The following is a 21305-nucleotide window of genomic DNA, read 5'->3' as shown; positions in this document are numbered from 1 at the left end:
AATTAAAGATCAAAGCTGCTTGACTGTGTAATACACCGCCAGCGCAAAGACCACGATGGCCAGCGTCCACATGGCGTAGTAAGCGGCGGAGACGCTGATCAGTGCACACACCATGGCAACAGCGGAAAGACCGCAGGCCACGTAAACAGGCAGGGGGTCCGCTTCAGCCGGCAGAACCTGCAGCTTGCCGAGTTTGCCGTCGTGCAGGTCGATCCGATGGGTCAAAAACGCAATCACTGCCAGCACGACGATATAGATGACAGCGATTACCCGCACAAACGAGCCCAGATAGATGCTGGAAAGTTCCTGACGGCAGACCCACAGCGCGATCAGAGATACCCCTAAAATGGTCAGTGCCCAGGCACATTCCCGGTCATACAGACTCCAGAGAATATCCAGCAGCATCACCACCGGGACCACTACGCACATCAGCCGCAGTGCCGCATCCACATAGCCTAGTGTAAACCAGGAGGAAAACGCAAAAAACGCACCGGCACCGCCCACAGACCAGCCAATGACCCGTTTTTTTCGATCCTTGTTCCATACGATGCTTAAAATTACACCGATGGCAAGAACGGCCAGACCGGCCCAAAGAATATAGCGCAAATAACTGTCCCACGCGATGACCTGCGTCAGCGTGCCATTGACGTAATACTTTCGGACAACCAGTAAATAAAGCTCTGCCACACAGCCTGCCAGGAAAAACTTCATGGTGGCATTCATGGGGCCTTCCCGCTTCACCGGCTTGGTGCTGCTGTTGGGATTTTTAGGCATTTATAACGACCTCCAGGGCAATTTCTAGTAAAGATATCCGGCGACGAAACATTCCGCCGCCGACATTCTTTGTTAGTATAGCAGACTTTGTGCTTTTTTGCAAGAGCGTTTTCAGATGGGCTGTCAAAAATACCGGATTTTTGGTTGTGCTGCTCTGCGGGACATGGTATACTTTCTTATTATGGATTTTTTCCGCAGTTTGCGGCATTTTTAGAATTGTTCAAGAGGAGAACCTGTGATGAAACGAATTGGTTGCCTGCTGCTGGCTCTGCTGCTGGCCGGGAGCTTGAGCGGCTGTGACAGCGGCCCGGCGGAGGGACAGGCTTTTGCCATGGATACGGTGATGAATTTTTCCGCCTACGGAAAAGCCGGGGAGGACGCGATTGCGGCTGCCCAGGAGCGGATCTACCAGCTGGACGCGGAGCTCTCCCGCACTCGGGAAGACAGTGAGGTGTCCAAGCTCAACCAGTCTGGCAGCGTGATGACGGCGGTGGGCGACGATGTGTGGAAACTGCTCAACAGCGCCAAGACGTACAGCGCGGCTACGGGCGACGCATTTGACATCACGGTGGCGCCAGTGGTCACCGCCTGGGGCTTTACCACGGATACCTACCAGGTGCCCAGTCAGGCGGAGCTGGATGCCCTGTTGCCGCTGGTGGACGACAGCCGTATTCAGCTGGAGGAGCGCACGGACGGCTGCTATGCCGCTCTGGGCCAGGGACAGTCCATTGACCTGGGAGGAATCGCTAAGGGCTATGCCTCCGACTGTGTGGCGGAAATCTTCGCCCAGCACGGCGTAAAGAGCGGCATGATCTCTCTGGGCGGCAATGTGTATGTCAGTGGAGCCAAGCCGGACGGCAGCGCCTGGCGGGTGGGCGTTCAGGACCCGCAGGACAGCAATGCCACGGTAGGGGTCCTGGATCTGACCAATGCTTATGCGGTGACCTCCGGCGGTTACCAGCGGTATTTTGAGCAGGATGGGAAACGCTATCACCACATCATCGACCCCGCCACCGGCTATCCCGCAGAAAGCGGACTGCTGCAGGTAACGGTGGTGGCCGGCGGGGACGCGGCCCGGGAAGACGATGGAAACCCTGCCGGGACCGGTACCATGTGTGACGCATTTTCCACAGCGCTGTTTGTCATGGGAGAGGAAAAGGCCCTGGAATTCTGGCGCAGCGGCGCGTACGATTTTGATCTGGTGCTGGTGACCGACGATGGCCGGGTATTGGTGACCGATGGACTGGCGGACCGGTTCACACCGGCGGACGGGAGTGCATACAGGTATGAGACGGTCTCCTAAACTGCGGCCCAATCTCTGGGACGGTATGGTGGTCCTGACGGTGGTAATTTTGGCAGTGGCATGTGCTGCCGGGATCTGGCGGGGCAGCGGCAGCCAGGAGTCGCTGACGGCGGTGATCTCCGTGGACGGTACCGAGGTGGAGCGGATTCCGCTGGCCCAGACCGGGGAGACTCGCCGTACGGTGCATGGCGGCGGCTATACCCTGGAGATCTGCCTGACGGATACGGAAGTGTGGGTAGAGCAGTCCGACTGTCCCACCCAGGACTGTGTGCACACCGGCCACATCTCCCGCAGCGGGCAGAGCATCGTATGTCTGCCGGCCCGGGTGGTGATCGAGCTGGAAGGCGGTCCGGCGGCGGATAACGGCCTGGACACCGTGATCGGATAGGAGGCGGGCATGAAACTGACCACAAAGCAGCTGACGCTGTGTGCGGTGCTCACCGCTCTTGCGCTGGCGCTGAGCTATCTGGAGAATCTGTTCCCGCTGTCCCTGGCCATCCCCATCCCGGGTATCAAGCTGGGACTTGCCAATATCGTGACGGTCTTTGCCCTCTATGCCCTGGGACCGGCCCAGGCCCTTTTGATTCTGTTGGCACGGTGCTTCCTGGGGGCGCTGTTCGCAGGCAACATGAATGCCTTGATTTTCTCTTTGCTGGGCGGTGTCACCGCCATGGTGGTGATGATCGCCCTGAGCAGACTGCGGCGCCTCTCCGTTTACGGAGTTTCGGTGGGCGGTGCGGCGGCCCACAACTGCGGACAGGTGGCCGCAGCGGTGCTGACGCTGGGCAATACGGCGCCTCTTTATTATCTGCCTGTTTTGCTGGGGGTATCCTTGCTGACCGGGGCGCTGACGGGGCTGGTGAGCGCCTGCTTGTTCCGGGCGCTGGCCCATACGAATCTCAACTTGGATTTGGATCAGGGAGGAGCACATGGCGCGTAAGGACGAGAGCAAAAAGGACCAGATCATTCTCCAGCAGATGGAGGTGATCCGCTCCATGACGGAGCACAACCTGCAGCGGATGGGAACAGATTTCTGGGGAACGCCAGTGCCTGAGCGGAAACCCGAGACGTCTGAAGCTTCCCGGAAAGAGACGCCGGAGGAGCAAAAGAAGCAGACGGAACCGGAAAAAGAGTCCGCGCCGGAGACGGAGACGCCGCCGGAGAAGCTGGAGGACCTGCTGGCGGAGCTGGACGGGTATATTGGTCTCGAGGCGGTCAAGCGGGAGGTGCGCAGCCTTACGAATCTGGTGAAGGTCCATCAGATGCGGCGTCAGCAGGACCTTCCGGTACCGGCGCTGAGCCTGCATCTGGTGTTCTCCGGCAATCCCGGCACCGGCAAGACTACGGTGGCCCGTCTGATGGCCCGGATCTACCACAGCCTAGGCATTCTCTCCCGGGGGCAGCTGGTGGAAGTGGACCGCAGCGGCCTGGTGGCGGGATATGTGGGACAGACAGCCATTAAGACCGGGAAGGTACTGAAAAAGGCTCTGGGCGGTGTATTGTTCATTGACGAGGCCTATTCCCTCAACGGCGGAGGGGACAATGATTTCGGCCAGGAGGCCATCGATACCATCCTCAAGGCCATGGAAGACCACCGGGATGACTTGGTGGTGATCGTGGCGGGATACGACGGCCTGATGGAGACGTTCATTCACTCCAATCCCGGCCTGGAGTCCCGGTTCAACCGTTTTTTGCACTTTGACGATTACAGTCTGGACGAGCTGCTGGACATTTTCCGCATGCAGTGCGAAAAGGGCTGCTATGCGCTGGAGCAGGCGGCGGAGGAGCAGGTACGGGAGTATATCCGGGAGGAAAATACGGATCCGGTGTCCTTCGGCAACGCCAGAGGCGTGCGGAATCTCTTTGAGCGGATTCTGGTGTGCCAGGCCAACCGCCTGGCGGCGCTGGACCAGGTCTCCCGGGAGGAGCTGATGACCATCACCGCGCAGGATGTCTCGACGGCGCGGGCAGATGAACGCTGAGGCTTTTGCTTCCGGCACTGATGTTGCCCTCGACCTCATGGCAGATTTTCGAAAATTCCCCGCTGCAGCGGACAAGAAGGCACCCCCTGTGTCAGGAGAAGCGTCCTGACGCAGGGGGTGCCTGCCATCCGGAGGATGACGGTTTGGTTGATACGGACTGTCTCAGGAGCGGGGAGATTTGCCGGAGGGGTAACAGTCCGCGTAAATGCGTTCGAAATTTTCCTGGTTCTTTTGATTGTTGGGGGTCATTTCCTTGATACGGGGGACGAATGCCAGAATCAGGCCAAGCAGGTATCCCAGCGTCGACACATCGGCGGTGAAGCGGATCACCAGCACGGTGACCAGGATCATCAGGATCGCTGCCAGTACCACCAAATGCGTGATCCGGCGATAAGCGCGCTTGAGATCGAAGCCGGGAGTTTCCGTTTTTCGGCGCTTGGCCAGTGGAATGGATGAGCACAGTGCCACCAGAGCCGGAACGCCGACAGCGGTCATCAGCAAAAAGCCGCCGGCGGCAGCGCCGAAAAAGTAGGGGATGGACATAGAGTTCCTCCTTTAGGGGGTCTGGGATGATCAAAGATCATCTAATCAGTATACACGCTTTTGTCTGTTTTTGCAAGGCAGAGCGTGGGGAGAGGAATCCAGCGGTCAGTCCAGCGCCGCCGTGCGGCCGTCCAGGCGGCCATTCTCAATGGTCACCACACCGTAAAAGGGATGGGCATAGTCCCCAATGCTGCCGGGATTCAGAAACAGGGTTCGGCCTCGCATATCCACCAGCGGCCGGTGGGTGTGGCCGAAGAGAAACAGGTCCAATGCCTGCTCTCCCGCGGCGTAGCCGGCGTTGAGCAGAGACTGCTTGACCCCGTAAGTGTGGCCATGGCAGATCAAAATCCGCTTGTCGCGCAGGATCAGCAGCTTTTCCGCCGGCTCCCCGGGACGGAAATCACAGTTGCCGGGAACCTGCTCCAGAGGAATCTCCGGAAAGTGTTCATGGAGCCGCTCTCCGTCCCGCCAGCAGTCTCCCAGATGCACAATCAGATTGGGATTTGTGCGTTCCACGGCCTGCTCCATATTGGTCAGGTTCCCGTGGGAGTCTGAAAGGACCAGAATCTTCATTGCAGTACCTCCACTGGTTAAGATGTTTTTATCCTACTGCATTTAGGCGGCTTTGACAACTGTGGAAAAAAGACTTGACAACACCGGATCGATATGCTATTCTTTATGCGTGGTTAGTTAAAACTAACCTATGGGATGCGGGCAAGCATTTCTTTTTTTGAACGACAGTTAGCTAATACTAACCGAATGAAACGGAGGACAAGACATGAAGCGGACCTTTGAAGCCACACTGGTGGAACAATGTGCTCCCACCCTGGAAGGGATCAAACCGGCCAGCCTCTTCCGCTGGCAGGGAGACGGTGCGCAGGCGCTGGTGTCCCGCTGGGCCGGAGAGCTGGAACCCTTCGGCATTGTGGTCCGTGTTCTGAAGGTCTGTCCCCGGACGGGTGCATGCCTGATCTATTTGTACCGCAGAATGTGGCTGAACCGCATTTTGCGGGAGCCTGCCAATCGGGCTTTTTTGCGGCGGATGGGCTACTCCTCTCAGGCAGACAGCGAGATGCTGCTGGAACAGCTCTCGGACCGCCTCTGTTTGGAAGAGGCGTTTCCCCATGAGATCGGCGTTTTTCTGGGATATCCACTGGGGGACGTGGTGGGTTTTATCCGCAACCACGGCAGGAACTTTACCTGCTGTGGCTGCTGGAAGGCCTACGGCGACCCGGTGGAGGCACAAAAGCGCTTCGACCAGTACCGTCGCTGCACACTGCGGTGCAAAGAGCGCTTTCTGCAGGGCGTGGAGATCCGGCAGCTGATCTCCGCCTGATGGAAGGCGCAGAAACCAAGTTTCCTCTCTTATCTCCTTTTTTCCTCATGATGACCTCCGTGCGGATGCCATACCGCACGGAGGTCAACTCCTTTTCTGACGGCAGACCTGCTGTTTCGAAAAATTCTCTTTTCTTTTGCGCAAATTCGTGATATAGTTTTTTGCCAGAGACAGCAATAAAAGTATTACCTATTTGAGATGGAGGTCGCCATGAAGTTTCTCTCTGATATTGAAATTGCGCAGGCTTGCGAGATGAAGCCGATTACCGAGATTGCCGCGTCCGCCGGGATCGACGAGACATATCTGGAACTGTACGGAAGATATAAGGCGAAAGTGGATAACCGTCTGCTCAAGGAGAGCAGCCGCCCCGACGGCAAGCTGATTCTGGTGACCGCTATCAACCCCACTCCTGCCGGAGAGGGCAAGACCACGGTGACTGTGGGCCTTGCTGACGCGCTGCGCCGTATCGGCAAGAACGCCATGGTGGCTCTGCGGGAGCCCTCCATGGGACCAGTGTTCGGTATCAAGGGCGGCGCCGCCGGCGGCGGGTATGCCCAGGTGGTGCCCATGGAGGATATCAACCTCCACTTCACTGGTGACTTCCATGCCATCGGCGCCGCCAACAACCTGCTGGCGGCAATGCTGGACAACCACATTCAGCAGGGCAACGCCCTGGGAATCGATCCCCGGCGCATCACCTGGAAGCGGGCGGTGGACATGAATGACCGTCAGCTGCGCAATATCGTGGACGGCCTGGGCGGCAAGGCCAACGGCTGCCCCCGGGAGGACGGCTTCGACATCACTGTGGCCAGTGAGGTCATGGCGGTGCTGTGCCTGTCCAGCAGCATTTCAGATATGAAAGAGCGCCTGGCCCGGATGGTGGTGGGCTACACCTATGACGGCCGCCCCGTTACCGCCCGGGATCTGAAGGCGGAAGGTGCTATGGCCGCCCTGCTCAAGGATGCCCTCAAGCCCAATCTGGTCCAGACCCTGGAGGGCACGCCCACCTTTATCCACGGCGGCCCCTTTGCCAACATCGCCCACGGCTGCAACTCCATCATGGCCACCCGGATGGCCCTCAAACTCAGCGATTACACTGTCACCGAGGCAGGCTTCGGCGCGGACCTGGGTGCGGAGAAATTTCTGGACATCAAGTGCCGCATGGCCGGCCTGACTCCCTCCGCCGTCGTGGTGGTGGCCACGGTGCGGGCGCTGAAAAACCACGGCGGCGTGCCCAAGGACCAGCTGAACACAGAAAATCTGGAGGCACTGGAGAAGGGCCTGCCCAACCTCCTGCAGCATGTGGAGAACATCACGAAGGTCTTTGGTCTGCCCTGTGTGGTGGCCCTCAATGCCTTTGCCACGGATACGGAAGCGGAGCTGCGCCTGGTGGAGGAGCGCTGCCGTGCTCTGGGCGTCCGGGTGGCGCTGTGCCAGGTCTGGGCCAAGGGCGGCGAAGGCGGCGTGGAACTGGCGGAAGAAGTGGTCCGTCTGTGCCAGCAGCCCGGTAACTTCCAGTTCAGCTATGATGAGAAGGCGCCCATCGAGGAAAAGCTCAATACCATCGCCCGCAGAATCTACCATGCCGATGGTGTGGACCTGACCCCGGCTGCCCGTAAGCAGATGCAGGAGCTGACCGCCCTGGGCTTTGGAGAGCTGCCCATCTGCATGGCCAAGACCCAGTATTCTTTCTCCGATGATGCCGCCCGGTTAGGAGCACCCCGGGACTTCCGGATCACCGTCCGGAACCTGAAGGTCTCCGCCGGTGCAGGGTTCCTGGTGGCGCTGACCGGCAACATCATGACCATGCCAGGCCTGCCTAAGGTGCCTGCGGCGGAGAAGATTGATGTGGACGAAAACGGCCGGATCACCGGATTGTTCTGATCGCCGGGGTATTTGTCCCCGCAGCGAATAACCGACACGCCAGAGCGTTCAGGCGGCCCCGCCTTTGGACGGGGCCGCCCTTTTCTGCCTGGGATGTGGAAAACCTGAGACCTGCAAGGAGAACATAACATGAAAACTCGTTTATGGGAGCGGTTTGACCGGGTCATCGTCTTTGACACGGAGACCACCGGCATTGACTTTGCCCGGGATGAAATCATTGAGCTGGGTGCCGTCAGTTTGGAGGCGGGGGAGGAGCGGGAGAGCATGGACTGCCTGATCTGCCTCTCTCCGGGACGGACCCTGCCGCCCTTCATCACGGACCTCACCGGCATTACGCCGGAACAGCTGGCATCGGAGGGGGTGGAGAAGCAAGCGGCGGCGGAGCAGTTCTGCGGGCTGCTGGAAGGCTGTGAGGCCCCGTTGCTGGTAGCTTATAATGCCCAGTTTGATTTGAATTTCCTCTATTATTTCCTGCAGCCCTTTGGCTTGGCAGGTGCGCTGCGGCGACCGCATTTCCTGGATGCCCTGACGGTGTACCGGGACCGACGGGACTATCCCCACAAGCTCTGCAACGCCATTGAGGCCTATGGGGTGCAGGATGCGGTGAACAGCCACCGGGCGGTGGACGATGCCCGTGCCGCTGCGGCGCTGCTGGATGCTATGGCGGCGGAGCGGGATGATCTGACGGAATATGTGGATCTTTTCGGAACCCATCCCAGATACGGCCTCTCCGGACGGCCCATCGCCTCGGTGACTTACCGTCCCCAACCATATCAGCGGGGGGAGCCGCTGTATGCGCAGGTATAAATAAATTGTGAAAAGTCGTAATTTTCTCTTGCAATATGACAACTTGTCATGTATTATACATGACAAGTTGTCATATTGTTTTTTCCCCTGACATTTTGGATGAAAGAAAAATTTCCTCAACATGAAGAAACGCGAGGCTGCAATTCGTAGATAGAAAGGAAGGGTGCTATGCCAAGCAGTACGTTTTTGAATCTGCCGGCGCAAAAGCAGGAAAAGCTGCTGGAGGCGGCTACCCGGGAATTTTCCCGGCGGCCCTATACCGAGGCGTCCATCAACCAGATCATCAAGGACGCCGGAATCCCCCGGGGGAGTTTCTACATGTATTTCACCGACAAGGAGGACCTGTTCCGGTATCTGCTCGGCGGATATGTGGATCAGATGGTGATGGTACTGGAAGAGGCACTGCTGCGGGAGCACGGCGATATTTTCGCGGCGTTGCTGCGGATGTATGACTATACCTGCGCCAAGCGGGAAGAGCGGGGGCTGGGCGGCATGGGCGCCATGACGGCGATTCTCAGCTGCAACAGCGGCATCCATAAGAACACGATCCTTGCCATGGTGGATACGGCTCAGGTGCTCCGGCGCCTGAAGGAACAGGTCAATCCGGATGTGCTGGATCTGCGCCGGGATGGAGACCTGGGCGATATGCTGGGAATTTTATTGACGGTGGCGGCGCCGCTGCTGTATGCCGGCATACAGGCTGGAGGCGCTCCCGATGCCCGGGAGCGCCTGAAGAACATGCTGGAGATCCTGCGCCGGGGGATGACCCTGGACAAGGGACCTGCTCCCGATGAGCGAAACTGAGCGGAACAAAAAGGAGAGAATAAGATGGAAGAGCTAATGAACGCGGAAGACTCCCGCCAGGTGCCGGCACCTGCGGCAGAGGGAAAGAAAAAACGCAAGTGGTTCAAGGGCGGAAAAAAACGGCGCTGGATCAAGGTGCTGGTGATCCTGGTGATCGCCGCGGCGCTGGTGTGGACGTTCGTCCTGCGGGGCATGGGCGCACCGGGGACCGCCGGAACAGTCTATCAGCCGGTAAACGCTGAGATCCGGGACCTGACTACCTGCGTCAGCGGCACAGCCACACTGGAGCCTGCCGACTCCTATCAGGTGACCACACTGGTTACAGGTGAGATTCTCTCCGCACCCTTTGAGGAAGATGATCTGGTGGAAAAGGACGCCCTGCTCTACACGCTGGACAGCGGCGACGCCCAGGAGTCCGTCAGCCGGGCCAAGATTTCCGTGGAACAGGCGAAGCTGCAGTACCAGCAGGCCCAGGAGGCTCTGAAACCCTCCGCCACCCTCTCCGGCACCATCAGCGAGGTATACGTGCAAAACGGTGACAGCGTCAGCGCCGGGGCTGAGCTTTGCAAGATCGTGGCCAGCACGGATCTGACCATTGACTTTCTGTTTCCCTTCACGGCCTCCAGCGCGTTTTACGTGGGGCAGCCGGCCACCATCTTCATTGGCAACTTTGATGGCTCCGTTCAGGGCTCTGTGGCGTCTGTGTCCGATTCCACTGTCATCACCGGAAACGGACTGCAGGCCTGTTCCGTGCGGGTAAAGCTGACGAACCCCGGGATCGTCTCCGACTCCTTCACGGCCTCCGCGGTGATCGGCAGCTATTCCAGCTACGGAAACGCCAACGTGACCATGCCGGCATCCTCGGTGGTGTATGCGGCGGGCTCCGGCACGGTCAACGGCTTTACCAAACTTTCCGGCAGCACTGTCACCAAGGGGGAGACCCTCTGCACGCTGGACTCTGAGAGCCTGCGGGACGGTGTGGAAAACGCACGGCTGAATCTGGAGTCCGCCCAGCTCTCCGCTGGGAGTGCCGCGGAGAATCTGGACAGCTATACCATCAAGTCTCCCATTTCCGGAACCGTCATCGAAAAGACCTTCAAGGCCGGTGACAAGGTGGACGGCGTGTCCTCCGGCACCCTGGCGGTGATCTATGATCTGAGCCATCTGAAAATGGAGATGAACGTCAGCGAGCTGGATATCGGCAAGGTAGAAGTGGGGCAGACTGTGGAGATCACCTGCAGCGCCGTGCCGGGTGAGACCTTCACCGGCGTGGTGGATCGGGTGAGCATCAACGGAACCACCACCGATGGCTTTACCAACTACCCCGTCACCATCGTTCTGCAGGACTACGGCGACCTGAAGCCGGGGATGAATGTGTCTGCCAGCATCATCGGTGAGACGGTGAAAGATGCCGTCAGCGTGCCGGTGGCCGCAGTGAGCAGGGGCAATACAGTGCAGGTGGCCTTGCCCGGTGCCCTGGCGGAAGACGGCGTCACCATCGCCGATCCCTCCAAGGTGGAGGAGCGGACCGTGACGCTGGGCATCAATGATGAAAACTACATTGAGATCACCTCCGGACTGGAGGCAGGCGAAACGGTGCTGATGGAGAGCCAGGTCGGCACGATGGGAGGCTGATGGCCTTGGGGCATCTGATTGAACTGAAAAACGTTTATAAAATCTATCCCATGGGCGACGAGGAGGTCCACGCCCTGGACGGCGTCAGTCTGACCATCGACCAGGGAGAATTCGTGGCCATTGTAGGCCAGTCCGGTTCCGGAAAATCCACGGCCATGAATATTATCGGCTGTCTGGACGTCCCCACCTCCGGCACCTATCACCTGGGTGGAATCGATGTCTCCACCATGGGGGACGATCAGCAGGCGGAGATCCGCAACCGGATGCTGGGCTTTATTTTCCAGCAGTATAACCTGATCCCCAAACTCACCGTTCAGGAAAATGTGGAGCTGCCGCTGCTCTACGCCGGAGTGGGCAGTGAGGAACGGCACACCCGGGCAATCGAGTCTCTGGAGCGGGTGGGCCTTGCTGACAAGCGACGCCATCTGCCCAGCCAGCTTTCCGGCGGTCAGCAGCAGCGGGTCTCCATCGCCCGGGCGCTGGCGGGGAACCCCTCGGTCATCCTGGCCGATGAGCCCACCGGTGCCCTGGACTCCCGAACGGGCCGGGAGGTGCTGGGATTTCTCCAGAAACTCAACCGGGAGGGGGACACGGTGGTTCTCATCACTCATGACAATTCCATCGCCGTCAAGGCCCGGCGCATCGTCCGTCTCCAGGACGGCAGGATCATCTATGACGGAGACGCCAGCGACCCCCGGGCCGTAGTCCAGCCGGAGGCCTGCGGAGAGGAGGCGGGGGCATGAACATCACGCAGTATTTCAAGCTGGCGATCAAGTCCCTGAAGACCAGTAAAATGCGGGCCTTCCTCACCATGCTGGGCATCATCATCGGCGTGGGGGCGGTGATTATCATCATCTCCCTGGGAAACGGACTGCAGAAGATGGTGGACCAGCAGGTGGAGAGCATGGGCGTGAATCTGATCCAGACCTATGTCTATGGCCGGGGCGACGGCACCACCATGCAGCTGGCCCCGGAGCGGATGTATGAGCTGGTGGATGCCCATCCGGAGGTGCTCTCCGGCGTCTCCCCCTATGTGTCCACCAATGCCCGGGTCCGCCACGGCGCCACCGAATATGAGCGGACCACCATTTATGGTGTCAGCGAGGTCATGTACAAGCAGGACACCCAGGCCACGCTGGACGGCGAGACGCTGGCCCAGGGGCGGTTCCTTCAGTACATTGACGTGGAGCGCAGTCAGAATGTGTGTGTCCTGGGGGCGTATCTTGCGGAGGATGCCTTTGGAGGCGACGCGCTGGGGAAGACTATCAGCATTGGCGGCGTGCCCTACACGGTGGTGGGGGTGCTCCGACAGAGCGGCGACACGCTGCAGGAGGGCGGACGGGATGACCAGATCTATATCTCCTACAACAATGCCCTCAAACTCATGGGCAGCCGTACAGTGAACCTCTATATGTTCATGGCCACCAGCCGGGACACGGCGGCAGCTGCAAAGACTGTAATCGACGGGTATCTTTTCGACTTTTTTCAGGACGAAGACGCTTATTACACCATGACAATGGCCGAACAGGTACAGATGATCAATGCCATGATGGGCGTTGCCATGCTGGTGCTGGTGGCTATCGCCGCCATCTCGCTGCTGGTGGGCGGCATTGGCATCATGAACATCATGCTGGTGTCCGTTACGGAGCGGACCCGGGAGATCGGCATCCGAAAATCCCTGGGGGCCAAGCGGCGGGACATCCGCTGGCAGTTCATTATCGAGGCAGGCCCCCCCTCCGCCATCGGCGGCGTGGTGGGCATCCTGTTCGGATGTCTGGTGGCCACGGTAGTAGGGAGCCTGATCGGCGGCGTGCTGGTGTCCCAGATGGGCGTGGGCAGCAACGTCACATTCAGCGCAACGCCCACCACCGGCGCCGTGCTGGTGAGCTTTGGCGTCAGCGTGGGCATCGGTATCCTCTTTGGGTATCTGCCGGCAAACAAGGCGGCCAAACTCAATCCCATTGATGCACTGCGATATGATTGAATGCTGAAGAAGGGGCCGGCATCTGCCGGCCCCTTGTACTGTATCAACCATTCTTTTTTGCGGAAATTTTTCTCCAGGCAAACTTTTTGCGTGCCTGCCGCGTCTGTCAGACAGAACGGATCAGCGTACGGAAAGGAAATCAGACGTGACAGAGTTAAAAGAACAAAAACTGACGGCTTTCATTGTGGAGAACCAGGCCCGGTTTTACCGTCTGGCATACAGCTATCTGAAAAACAGGGAAGAGGCTCTGGACGCGGTACAGACCGCTGTCTGCAGGGCACTGGAAAAGCAGGACAGCTTGCAGGATGCTGACGCACTTCGGACATGGTTTTACCGCATTTTGGTAAACGTGTGCATGGACCAGCTTCGCCGCCGCAAGCGGGTGACACTGGTGCCGCCGGAGGCTCTGGATGCCGGGAGTTATGAAGACCCGCTCCCAGCGGACAGTACGCTGGCGCAGCGGGTGGACGCCCTGCCGGCAGAGGTGGGGACCATCGTGAAACTGCGCTTTTACGAGGAGCTCTCCCTCAAGGAGATCAGCGCCGTCACCGGTGTGCCGCTGAGCACGGTGAAGACAAGGCTGTACACGGGCTTGAAAAAACTGCGGGTAACACTGGAAAGCGAGGAATGATGATGAACGAGTTTGAAAAGGCAAGAGAGGACTATGAGCAAATCCCCATTCCGGCAGAGCTGGAAGAGCGGGTCCAAGCCGGCATCCGGCAGGGCAAGGCGGCACACCGTAAAGCGAAGCGGCAGCGGCACTGGAAACGGTCCGTCGGTGCGGTCGCTGCGTGCTTTGCGGTACTGGTGGGGGTGCTGAACGTGTCTCCCACGGTGGCGGCCACCGCGGCGGACGTACCGGTACTGGGAGGACTGTTCCAGGTATTGACGGTCCGCAGCTTCACCGACAAAACGGAGGACCGTACCCTGGAGGTGAAGCAGCCCGGCGTCACCGGCGGAGCGCTGGCAGAGCAGGTGAACGCGGAGATCCAGGAGCGGGTGGATGCCAAGATCGCCGAGGGCGAGCAGCTGATTGCGGAGTATAAAGAGGCGTATTTTGCCACCGGCGGCACCGAGGAGGAATGGGCCCAGCACGACAACAAGGTCACCGTTACCTACGAGATCAAGTCCCAGACCGATGAGACGGTTTCCTTCGTGGTGGAAAGTGCAGTCTCCTTTGCCAACGCTTATCAGGAGGAGACCTACTACAATCTGAATCTTGCCGATGACCGGGAGCTGACGCTGCAGGATGTTCTGGGCGAAGATTGGGTGGAGAAGTGCAACGAGAGTATCCGGGAGCAGATGGATGCGGCGGAGGACCCCTCCGTGTACTTCACCCCGGATGCGGGCGGCTTTACCACCGTGGACGAAGATACTCAGTTCTACCTCAACGAGGCGGGCAATCCTGTGGTGGTGTTTCCGCCGTATACGGTGGCCGTTGGGGCCATGGGGACCGTGGAGTTTGAAATTACGAAATAAGGAAAGCAGAAAGAGTCCGGCGCCATTTTCGGCGCCGGACTCTTTTATCCGAAAGGACAAGTACGAATCTCAATCTTGCGCGGCGGCGCTTCCGGGTATATGATAGGAGCATCTCAGAAATGGAGGGACCTTTCATGAAGATCGCCCGCAGCGTAACGGAACTCATCGGCCGGACACCGCTTTTGGAATTGTGCAACTATGAAGAGGACCATGGCCTGCAGGCCACGATCCTGGCGAAGCTGGAATGCAAGAACCCGGCCGGCAGTGCCAAGGACCGGGTGGCTGTCAATATGATTGCCCGGGCGGCGGAGGAGGGAAAGCTCTCTCCCGGAGCCACCATCATTGAACCCACCTCCGGCAACACCGGCATTGGTCTTGCCGCTGTGGGTGCCGCATTGGGGTACCATGTGATCCTCACCATGCCGGACACCATGAGCGTGGAGCGGCGCAGCCTCATCGCCGCCTATGGAGCGGAGATCGTGCTGACCCCCGGCAGCGAGGGCATGGCCGGCGCTGTGGCCAAGGCTGAGGCGCTGCACCGGGAAACCCCCGGCAGCATCATCGCCGGGCAGTTTGATAACCCCGCCAATCCTGAGGCCCACTACCGCACCACCGGCCCGGAGATCTGGGAAGATACGGAGGGGAACGTGGACCTCTTTGTGGCCGGCGTGGGCACCGGCGGCACCATCAGCGGTGTGGGCCGGTACCTCAAGGAGAAAAATCCCAACGTGAAGATCGTGGCGGTGGAGCCCGCCTCCTCTCCGCTGCTGACCCAGGGCCATGCTGGCCCCCACGGTTTGCAGGGAATCGGCGCCAATTTCGTGCCGGACAATCTGGACCGGGGAATCCTGGACGAGATCCTGACCGTCACAGACCAGGATGCCTATGAGACGGGGCGGGCCCTGGCCCGGCGGGAGGGAATCCTGGTGGGAATCACCTCCGGCGCCGCCGTGTGGGCGGCGGCAGAGCTGGCCCGCCGGCCGGAAAATCAGGGCAAGACCATTGTGGCGCTGCTGCCGGACAGCGGCGAACGGTACCTCTCCACTCCGATGTTTCAGCCGTAAAAAAACGGCGCCGCTCTGCGGCGCCGCTTTTTGCAAAGCAGGCTACATTCGCTGATCCTTTTCTTCTGCGTACCAGAGGTTCCAGGTCTGGCGGTACACGGCGGCGGCCGCTTCGCTGTGACAGACCATCCGCACCCGTTCCGGGAGGGGATGATCCGCCAGAAACGCCATGATGGTCCGAAGTGCCACCGTGGCGGCCAGCGGCAGCGGATAACCGTAGATTCCGGTGGAGATGGAGGAAAAGTCCAGCGTACGAATCCCGTGGTTCGCCGCCAGCGTGAGGCAGGAGCGGTAGCAGGAGGCGAGGATCGCCGGCTCCCCCACTCCGCCGCCCTGCCAGACGGGACCTGGGGTATGCAGGATATATCTGGCCCGCAGGCGGTAGCCCCGGGTCAGCTTGGCCTGTCCCGGCTCGCAGCCGCCCAGTGTCCGGCATTCCGCCAGCAGCTCCGGTCCGGCGGCGGCATGGATGGCGCCGTCTACCCCGCCGCCCCCCAAAAGGGTCGGATTGGCTGCATTGACGATGGCCTCCGCGTCAGATTTTGTGATGTCACCTACAACAATGGAAAAGCGGTCCATACCATCCCATCCTTTCACTTTCAGTATAACGAGTTTCAATCAGAACGCAAGAGGCAGCGCATTTGTCTGCCGCCGGATTTATCCCGGAAAGGAGTTTTCTATGGCAAAGATCGTCCCCAGCTACACCGGCACCCTCCGCAGCCACTCGCTGATGCTGCCTGCCTGCATCAGCGAATGCAGCGGCATCCGCATTTTTGGCCGGCGGATCAAGTCCCTGGCCTTTTCCACGGATGTGGCCATCATCAAAAATATCAACGCCGACGCCATTATCGCCGTCTATCCCTTTACCCCTCAGCCGGTCATCGCACAGGCCATCATTTCCGTCAGCGATGTGCCGGTGTTTGTGGGCGTGGGCGGCGGAATCACCACCGGCGCCCGCTCCGTCCGTCTGGCGGTCCAGGCGGAACATCAGGGCGCTTACGGCGTGGTGCTCAACGCCCCCACCTCCAACGAGGTGATCCACGAGATCAAAAACGAAGTGGATATCCCGGTGGTCATCACCGTGGTGTCCGAACATACGGATATTGCCGGACGGTTGGCAGCCGGTGCGGACTTTCTCAATGTTTCCGGCGCGGCCCGGACCCCGGAGATCGTGGCGGAGATCCGGCGGGACTTTCCCGACGTGCCCATCATTGCCACCGGCGGTCCCACGGAGGAGAGCATCCTCCGCACCATCCGGGCAGGGGCCAACGCCGTCACCTATACGCCACCGGTTCCCGGCGCGTTGTTCTCCAACATCATGAACCGCTATCGGGAAAGTGGACAGACACCGGAGGATGCGGAAGAGACAAAGGGGTAATGTCGCCGCAGATGTGCTTGCCCGGCAGAAAAATCGCTCGCCTGGATGCGGGAGGCGCCTTGCTTCCATCAGCATTATCCAAAAAAGGAGCGACCCGCAACTTGCGGGTCGCTCCTTTTTTAGTTATGGAAAGAAAAATATCTTGGAATCAGGCGCTGGTGCCGTAAGAGAGCAGTTCATCACGGGAATCCCACTGGGTCCCGTCGGACTCCATGACCTCCTCCGGATAGCCCAGGGAATTGGTGGTGGCGCGGCTGAACAGATGCAGGTGGTCACTGTCCAGCTGGAAGGAGACCGTCTCGCCGGGGGCACAGGGAACCTGATCACTCATACAGACCACTTCCGTGCCGCCTACATCCACGTAGATGCCCCGCTTGTTGCCGTAATCCTCCACATAGCGCAGCGTGCCGATGAGACTGTTTTCTGCGCGGCCTGCCTGCAGGCGGATGTGTTCCGGACGGATGCCCAGGCACAGCTCCTTCTCGCCGCTGCGCTCTGCCAGCCAGCTCCAGCAATCCGGCAGCCGGATCTGCTGGCCCTGGATGTGAAGCACACCGTCCGCCCAGTCCGCATCCAGAATGTTGGTGGAGGGGGAGCCGATGAACTTGGCCGTGAAAATGTTGGCGGGACGGTTATACACCCGATAGGGCGTATCCACCATCTGCAACACGCCCTGGTTCATCAATGCAACCCGCTGGCCCACCGTCATGGCTTCCACCTGATCGTGGGTGACATAGACGAAGGTCTGCTGATAGAGCTCGTGGATTTTGACCAGCTCCTTGCGGGCCTGGACCCGCAGCTGGGCGTCCAGATTGGAAAGAGGCTCGTCCAGCAGCAGATAGCGGGACTGCTTTACCAGCGCCCGGGCCAGGGCCACCCGCTGCCGCTGGCCGCCGGAGAGCTCCCGGGGCTTGCGCTGGGCATAGGGCTCCAGCCCCAGGATCTCCAGAACCGAGTGCAGGCGCGTCTGCAGTTCCGCACGGTCCAGCTTGTGGACCCGCAGGGCGTAGGTGATGTTCTCCTGTACCGTCATGTGGGGATAGAGGGCGTAGTTCTGGAAGACCATGGCGATGTCCCGCTTGCCGGAGGGCACCTCGTTGACCCGGCGGCCGCCCATTCGCAGCTCACCGCCGGTGATCTCCTCCAGACCGGCGATCATTCGCAGCGTGGTGGATTTGCCGCAGCCGGAGGGACCCAGCAAAATCAGCCGCTGGCCGGCAGGGATCGTCAGGTTCAGGTCCCGGATAACAGTGTTTTTCTGGTAGGTCTTTTCCACATGGTCAAAGACAATCGTATTTTTATCAGACATAAACGGTGTCCTTTCTTGCTTAGCCCTTGATGCCCGAAGAGGCAAAGGTGCTCATGATATAGCGCTGGAAGATCAGATACAGCACAACGGGGATCAGCATGGAGATCACGGCCATAGCCATGATGGTGGTGAATTCCGTGCCGGCCTCGGAGCTGCTGAACAGCTGCATGGCCAGAGAGAGGGTGTAGTTTTCCTTGCTGCGCAGAATCAGTGTGGGCCAGACATATTCGTTCCAGGAGTTGATGAAGAAGATGATGCCGGTGGCCACGATGGAGGGTCGGCAGATGGGGAGGATGATGTCCCGCAGTGTCCGCATGCGGCTGATGCCGTCCAGTTCCGCAATCTCAATAAGGGACTTGGGAATGGACCGCATGGTCTGCCGCAGCAGGAAGATGCCGGTGGCATCCGCCAGCTGGGGCAGCACGATGCCCAGAACGCTGTCGAACAGATTCAGCTTGGAAACCGTGATGTAGTTGGGGATCATGGTGACGGTGAAGGGAATAAAAATGGTGCTGATGAGCAGGAAGTACAGCACGGTCTTTCCCCGGAAGGAGGTAAAGACAAAAGCGTATGCCGCAAGGATGCTGGTGAGCAGCTTACAGGCGGTCACCAGAACCGCTACCGCCAGTGTGTTCAGCGTGATCTGCACAATGGGCAGCTGTTGGGCAATATCCCGGTAGTTGTCCAGGGTGAAGCCGCTGGTGAAAAGCCCGGCTCCGCCGAAGATGCTTTGCAGGGATTTGAAGGAGTACAGCAGCGCAAACAGGATCGGCACCAGGGACATTGCTACCAGGAAGACCAGCGGAATGTGCCAGAGGCTTGGCCGGCTGACCGGAACCGTGGGTTTAGTTTTCATAGTACACACTCTTCTCTACAAACTTGAACTCTAAAAACAGCAAAAATCCAAACAGCAGCATCATCAAGATTGCATAGGCGGAAGCGGTGCCGGTCTTGAAAAAGCCGAACGCCTGATCGTAGACGGCGTAGATGAGGTTGGTGCTGGCGTAGTCGGGGCCGCCCTGCGTGACCATGTTGATGGGGGTGAAGATCTGCTGCATACCGGTGACGATGGACAAAATCAGCACATAGATGCCGGTGGAGCTGCTCATGGGGACAACGATGTTCAAGAAAATGCGCCAGTTGGGAACGTCGTCCAGCCGGGCGGCCTCCACCACCTCCAGGGGGACGCTGGAAACACCGGCCATCACCACGATGAAATTGTAGCCGAAAATCTTCCAGCTGGTGATGATGCTCAGCACCACGATCACCAAGCCCTGGGTGTTGCTCCAGATGGGAATCGTCACCCCCAGTGCCTTGGCCACGGCGGACACCGGCCCGGAGATGGGGTTGAGCAGCCATACAAAGATCATGGTGCCCACCACCAGGGAGATGACACTGGGCAGAAAGATGGAACTTTTATAGAAGTTTTTCCCCTTCTGGACCACGAAAGACAAAATGAAAGAGAATACGTAGGGCGCCGCAAAGTCAAAGAGGAGCAGCAGCAGGATATACAGCGCCGTGTTGCCCATGATTTTTCCAAAGTTGGGGTCGGTAAAAACAGCAATGTAATTATCAAAGGCCACAAATTCCTTGGTGGGGCGGGTCATGTTCCAGTCAAAAAAGCTCAGATACAGCGTATAGAGCAAGGGATAGAACATGAAGATTGCAAACAATATGGTGGCCGGCGCCAGCAGAAGATAGGGCGTCAGACGTCCGCTGTGTGCAGCGGGGCGCAGGCGGCCACGGGCGTCCAGAACAGCGGCGCCGGAGGAAAACGGATTGCTCAAGAACAAATCTCTCCTTTTTCAAGAGGGCCCTGCAAATTTGCAGAGCCCTCCGTTTCTCGCGTGTGGGCTTAATCTTCAATAAAGCCCTGAACCTTTGCCTGACATTCATCCATGGCGGTGGAAACATCCTTGGTGCCGCCCAGAATCTGATCGCGCATGTCGATCAGTGCCTGCTGGGCTTCCAGCGCGGAGCCGGGCCATGCGGTCCACTGCACGGCGTCGGCGCGCTGGTCCATGGCGGCCTGCATGAGGGGGTTCTGCTCCAGATAGTCCTTGAGAATCTGGGAGTTTTCAGCGCCCTTGGTGGCGGGAACGTAACCGGTGCCGGCCACCCACTTGGCGGCGTTGTCATCGCTGCACAGGAACTTGATGAACTCCCAGGCGGCCTTCTGCTCTTCTTCCTCCTGGGCGGTGATGGCCAGGTAGCAGCCGCCGGCGGGAACGGCGCGTTCTTCACCGTCGAAGGTGGGGAAGGTGGTGGAACGGACGTCGAAGTTGGCGGAGTTAATGATGTTGGTGGCCTTGGCGATGGAGCAGATGCACATGGCGACCTCACCGTCGTTGAACGCCTTCAACCCGTCGTCCATGTTCGTCAGATGCACGGCGGACTGGTCTTTGAGCACCATGTCGGCGTAGGACTGCATGGCAGCCTTGCCCTTTTCGGAGTTGAAGGTAGCGGTGGCGGTGTCACCGTCCCGGGTCAGCATGGAAGCACCGCCGGATTCCAGCACTGCCTGCAGGACCCAGGTGTCGCTTTCCTGGAGATAGGCGCCGTACTTGCCGGTTTTCTCTTTGACAGTCTTGGCAAAGGAGACGAACTCATCCCAACTCTTGGGGCCGTCCTCAGAAAGACCGGCCTCCCGCAGCAGATCCGCATTGTAGAACAGCACGGGGTTGGAGACGGAGTAGGGGACACCAGCCAGAACTCCCTCGCTGTTCCGGGCCAGGTTTAGGATGCTCTCGTCAAAGGTATCGGTGAGGAAATCCTTATCCTCGGGGAAATACTTGGAGATGACATCTTCAGGGCTGATGTAGGAGAAGTTGTCGGGGAAGTACTCGATGTTGGACCAGGAGACTTGGACAATGGACGGCGTGTTGCCGGCGGCAGTGTCTGCCTGGAGGTTTTTCAGCAGCTCATCGTAAGTGCTGTTGAAGCGGCCCTCCACCTCAATCTTGTCCTGACTTGCATTGAATTCATCAATGAATTCCTGGACCGCAGCACCGCCCTGGTTTTCA

The 21305-nt window shown here is 59.2% G+C and carries 23 protein-coding genes; 15 read left to right on the top strand and 8 right to left on the bottom strand.

Translation table 11 applies throughout. From position 1 onward, the window contains the following. Positions 1 to 9: 9 nt before the first annotated feature. Positions 10 to 774: a hypothetical protein gene (locus QZL67_RS01755; protein ID WP_022289062.1), complete on the bottom strand. Its 765-nt coding sequence runs from the start codon at positions 772 to 774 to the stop codon at positions 10 to 12. A gap of 238 nt (positions 775 to 1012) precedes the next feature. Here QZL67_RS01755 and QZL67_RS01750 point away from each other — a divergent pair, with 238 nt between their 5' ends. From QZL67_RS01750 to QZL67_RS01735, 4 genes are read left to right on the top strand one after another with little or no spacing between them, the layout of a single operon-like run. Beyond that, positions 1013 to 2077, top strand: a complete 1065-nt coding sequence (locus QZL67_RS01750) for an FAD:protein FMN transferase (protein ID WP_022289061.1) — start codon at positions 1013 to 1015, stop codon at positions 2075 to 2077. Then, positions 2061 to 2465: a NusG domain II-containing protein gene (locus QZL67_RS01745; protein ID WP_022289060.1), complete on the top strand. Its 405-nt coding sequence runs from the start codon at positions 2061 to 2063 to the stop codon at positions 2463 to 2465. Before QZL67_RS01750 ends, QZL67_RS01745 begins: the two co-directional genes overlap by 17 nt. 9 nt (positions 2466 to 2474) lie before the next feature. After that, positions 2475 to 3017 (top strand): Gx transporter family protein, encoded by a 543-nt coding sequence (locus QZL67_RS01740; RefSeq protein WP_022289059.1) that lies wholly within the window; start codon positions 2475 to 2477, stop codon positions 3015 to 3017. Next, positions 3007 to 4059 carry an AAA family ATPase gene (locus QZL67_RS01735; RefSeq protein ID WP_022289058.1) on the top strand — a complete coding sequence of 351 codons (1053 nt, stop codon included), beginning with the start codon at positions 3007 to 3009 and terminating at the stop codon, positions 4057 to 4059. The genes QZL67_RS01740 and QZL67_RS01735 overlap by 11 nt, the downstream gene beginning before the upstream one ends. A 162-nt stretch (positions 4060 to 4221) precedes the next feature. On the opposite strand, the gene QZL67_RS01730 is transcribed toward QZL67_RS01735, so the two are convergent. Both QZL67_RS01730 and QZL67_RS01725 read right to left on the bottom strand, forming a co-directional pair. Further along, entirely contained in the window at positions 4222 to 4602 is a 381-nt protein-coding gene (locus QZL67_RS01730) for a hypothetical protein (protein ID WP_022289057.1), read from the bottom strand. Positions 4603 to 4707: 105 nt separating this feature from the next. Then, on the bottom strand, positions 4708 to 5175 hold the full coding sequence (locus QZL67_RS01725; RefSeq protein WP_022289056.1) for a metallophosphoesterase family protein: 468 nt from the start codon (positions 5173 to 5175) through the stop codon (positions 4708 to 4710). Between the two features lie 205 nt (positions 5176 to 5380). Between QZL67_RS01725 and QZL67_RS01720 the strand changes: the two genes are divergently transcribed. The 10 genes from QZL67_RS01720 (at position 5381) to cysK (ending at position 15595) form a co-directional block, all read left to right on the top strand. Beyond that, complete coding sequence (locus QZL67_RS01720; protein ID WP_022289055.1) at positions 5381 to 5938, top strand: DUF3793 family protein; 558 nt, start codon at positions 5381 to 5383, stop codon at positions 5936 to 5938. Positions 5939 to 6148: 210 nt separating this feature from the next. Then, complete coding sequence (locus QZL67_RS01715) at positions 6149 to 7822, top strand: formate--tetrahydrofolate ligase (protein ID WP_022289054.1); 1674 nt, start codon at positions 6149 to 6151, stop codon at positions 7820 to 7822. 129 nt (positions 7823 to 7951) lie between these two features. After that, entirely contained in the window at positions 7952 to 8629 is a 678-nt protein-coding gene (locus tag QZL67_RS01710) for a PolC-type DNA polymerase III (RefSeq protein WP_022289053.1), read from the top strand. Positions 8630 to 8797: 168 nt separating this feature from the next. Next, positions 8798 to 9433 carry a TetR/AcrR family transcriptional regulator gene (locus tag QZL67_RS01705; RefSeq protein ID WP_022289052.1) on the top strand — a complete coding sequence of 212 codons (636 nt, stop codon included), beginning with the start codon at positions 8798 to 8800 and terminating at the stop codon, positions 9431 to 9433. Between the two features lie 24 nt (positions 9434 to 9457). Continuing rightward, positions 9458 to 11068: an efflux RND transporter periplasmic adaptor subunit gene (locus QZL67_RS01700; RefSeq protein ID WP_022289051.1), complete on the top strand. Its 1611-nt coding sequence runs from the start codon at positions 9458 to 9460 to the stop codon at positions 11066 to 11068. A gap of 5 nt (positions 11069 to 11073) precedes the next feature. Next, complete coding sequence (locus tag QZL67_RS01695) at positions 11074 to 11811, top strand: ABC transporter ATP-binding protein (RefSeq protein WP_292919652.1); 738 nt, start codon at positions 11074 to 11076, stop codon at positions 11809 to 11811. After that, positions 11808 to 13052, top strand: a complete 1245-nt coding sequence (locus QZL67_RS01690) for an ABC transporter permease (RefSeq protein ID WP_022289049.1) — start codon at positions 11808 to 11810, stop codon at positions 13050 to 13052. Before QZL67_RS01695 ends, QZL67_RS01690 begins: the two co-directional genes overlap by 4 nt. Positions 13053 to 13197: 145 nt before the next feature. Further along, positions 13198 to 13683, top strand: coding sequence for an RNA polymerase sigma factor (locus QZL67_RS01685; protein ID WP_022289048.1), 486 nt, complete (start codon positions 13198 to 13200; stop codon positions 13681 to 13683). After that, positions 13680 to 14531, top strand: a complete 852-nt coding sequence (locus QZL67_RS01680; RefSeq protein WP_292919650.1) for an anti-sigma-V factor rsiV — start codon at positions 13680 to 13682, stop codon at positions 14529 to 14531. The genes QZL67_RS01685 and QZL67_RS01680 overlap by 4 nt, the downstream gene beginning before the upstream one ends. Positions 14532 to 14650: 119 nt before the next feature. Further along, the gene (cysK, locus tag QZL67_RS01675) at positions 14651 to 15595 is read left to right on the top strand and encodes a cysteine synthase A (RefSeq protein ID WP_022289046.1); all 945 of its coding nucleotides are present in this window, start codon (positions 14651 to 14653) and stop codon (positions 15593 to 15595) included. Positions 15596 to 15637: 42 nt separating this feature from the next. On the opposite strand, the gene QZL67_RS01670 is transcribed toward cysK, so the two are convergent. Further along, on the bottom strand, positions 15638 to 16174 hold the full coding sequence (locus QZL67_RS01670) for a macro domain-containing protein (RefSeq protein ID WP_022289045.1): 537 nt from the start codon (positions 16172 to 16174) through the stop codon (positions 15638 to 15640). A 100-nt stretch (positions 16175 to 16274) separates the two neighbouring features. Here QZL67_RS01670 and QZL67_RS01665 point away from each other — a divergent pair, with 100 nt between their 5' ends. Next, complete coding sequence (locus QZL67_RS01665) at positions 16275 to 16973, top strand: hypothetical protein (RefSeq protein ID WP_022289044.1); 699 nt, start codon at positions 16275 to 16277, stop codon at positions 16971 to 16973. 148 nt (positions 16974 to 17121) lie between these two features. Here QZL67_RS01665 and QZL67_RS01660 read toward each other — a convergent pair whose 3' ends face one another. The 4 genes from QZL67_RS01660 to QZL67_RS01645 form a co-directional block, all read right to left on the bottom strand. Further along, positions 17122 to 18282: an ABC transporter ATP-binding protein gene (locus tag QZL67_RS01660; protein WP_022289043.1), complete on the bottom strand. Its 1161-nt coding sequence runs from the start codon at positions 18280 to 18282 to the stop codon at positions 17122 to 17124. Between the two features lie 19 nt (positions 18283 to 18301). After that, positions 18302 to 19138: a carbohydrate ABC transporter permease gene (locus tag QZL67_RS01655; protein WP_022289042.1), complete on the bottom strand. Its 837-nt coding sequence runs from the start codon at positions 19136 to 19138 to the stop codon at positions 18302 to 18304. After that, the gene (locus QZL67_RS01650) at positions 19128 to 20069 is read right to left on the bottom strand and encodes a carbohydrate ABC transporter permease (RefSeq protein ID WP_022289041.1); all 942 of its coding nucleotides are present in this window, start codon (positions 20067 to 20069) and stop codon (positions 19128 to 19130) included. Before QZL67_RS01650 ends, QZL67_RS01655 begins: the two co-directional genes overlap by 11 nt. A gap of 68 nt (positions 20070 to 20137) precedes the next feature. Continuing rightward, positions 20138 to 21305 (bottom strand): extracellular solute-binding protein (locus tag QZL67_RS01645; protein ID WP_292919648.1); only part of this gene is annotated, 1168 nt, incomplete at its 5' end.

This window comes from Oscillibacter sp. CAG:155 (genome assembly GCA_000436875.1).
Taxonomy (GTDB): Bacteria; Bacillota; Clostridia; order Oscillospirales; family Oscillospiraceae; genus Oscillibacter.
This window is presented reverse-complemented; position numbering and strand designations above follow the sequence as displayed.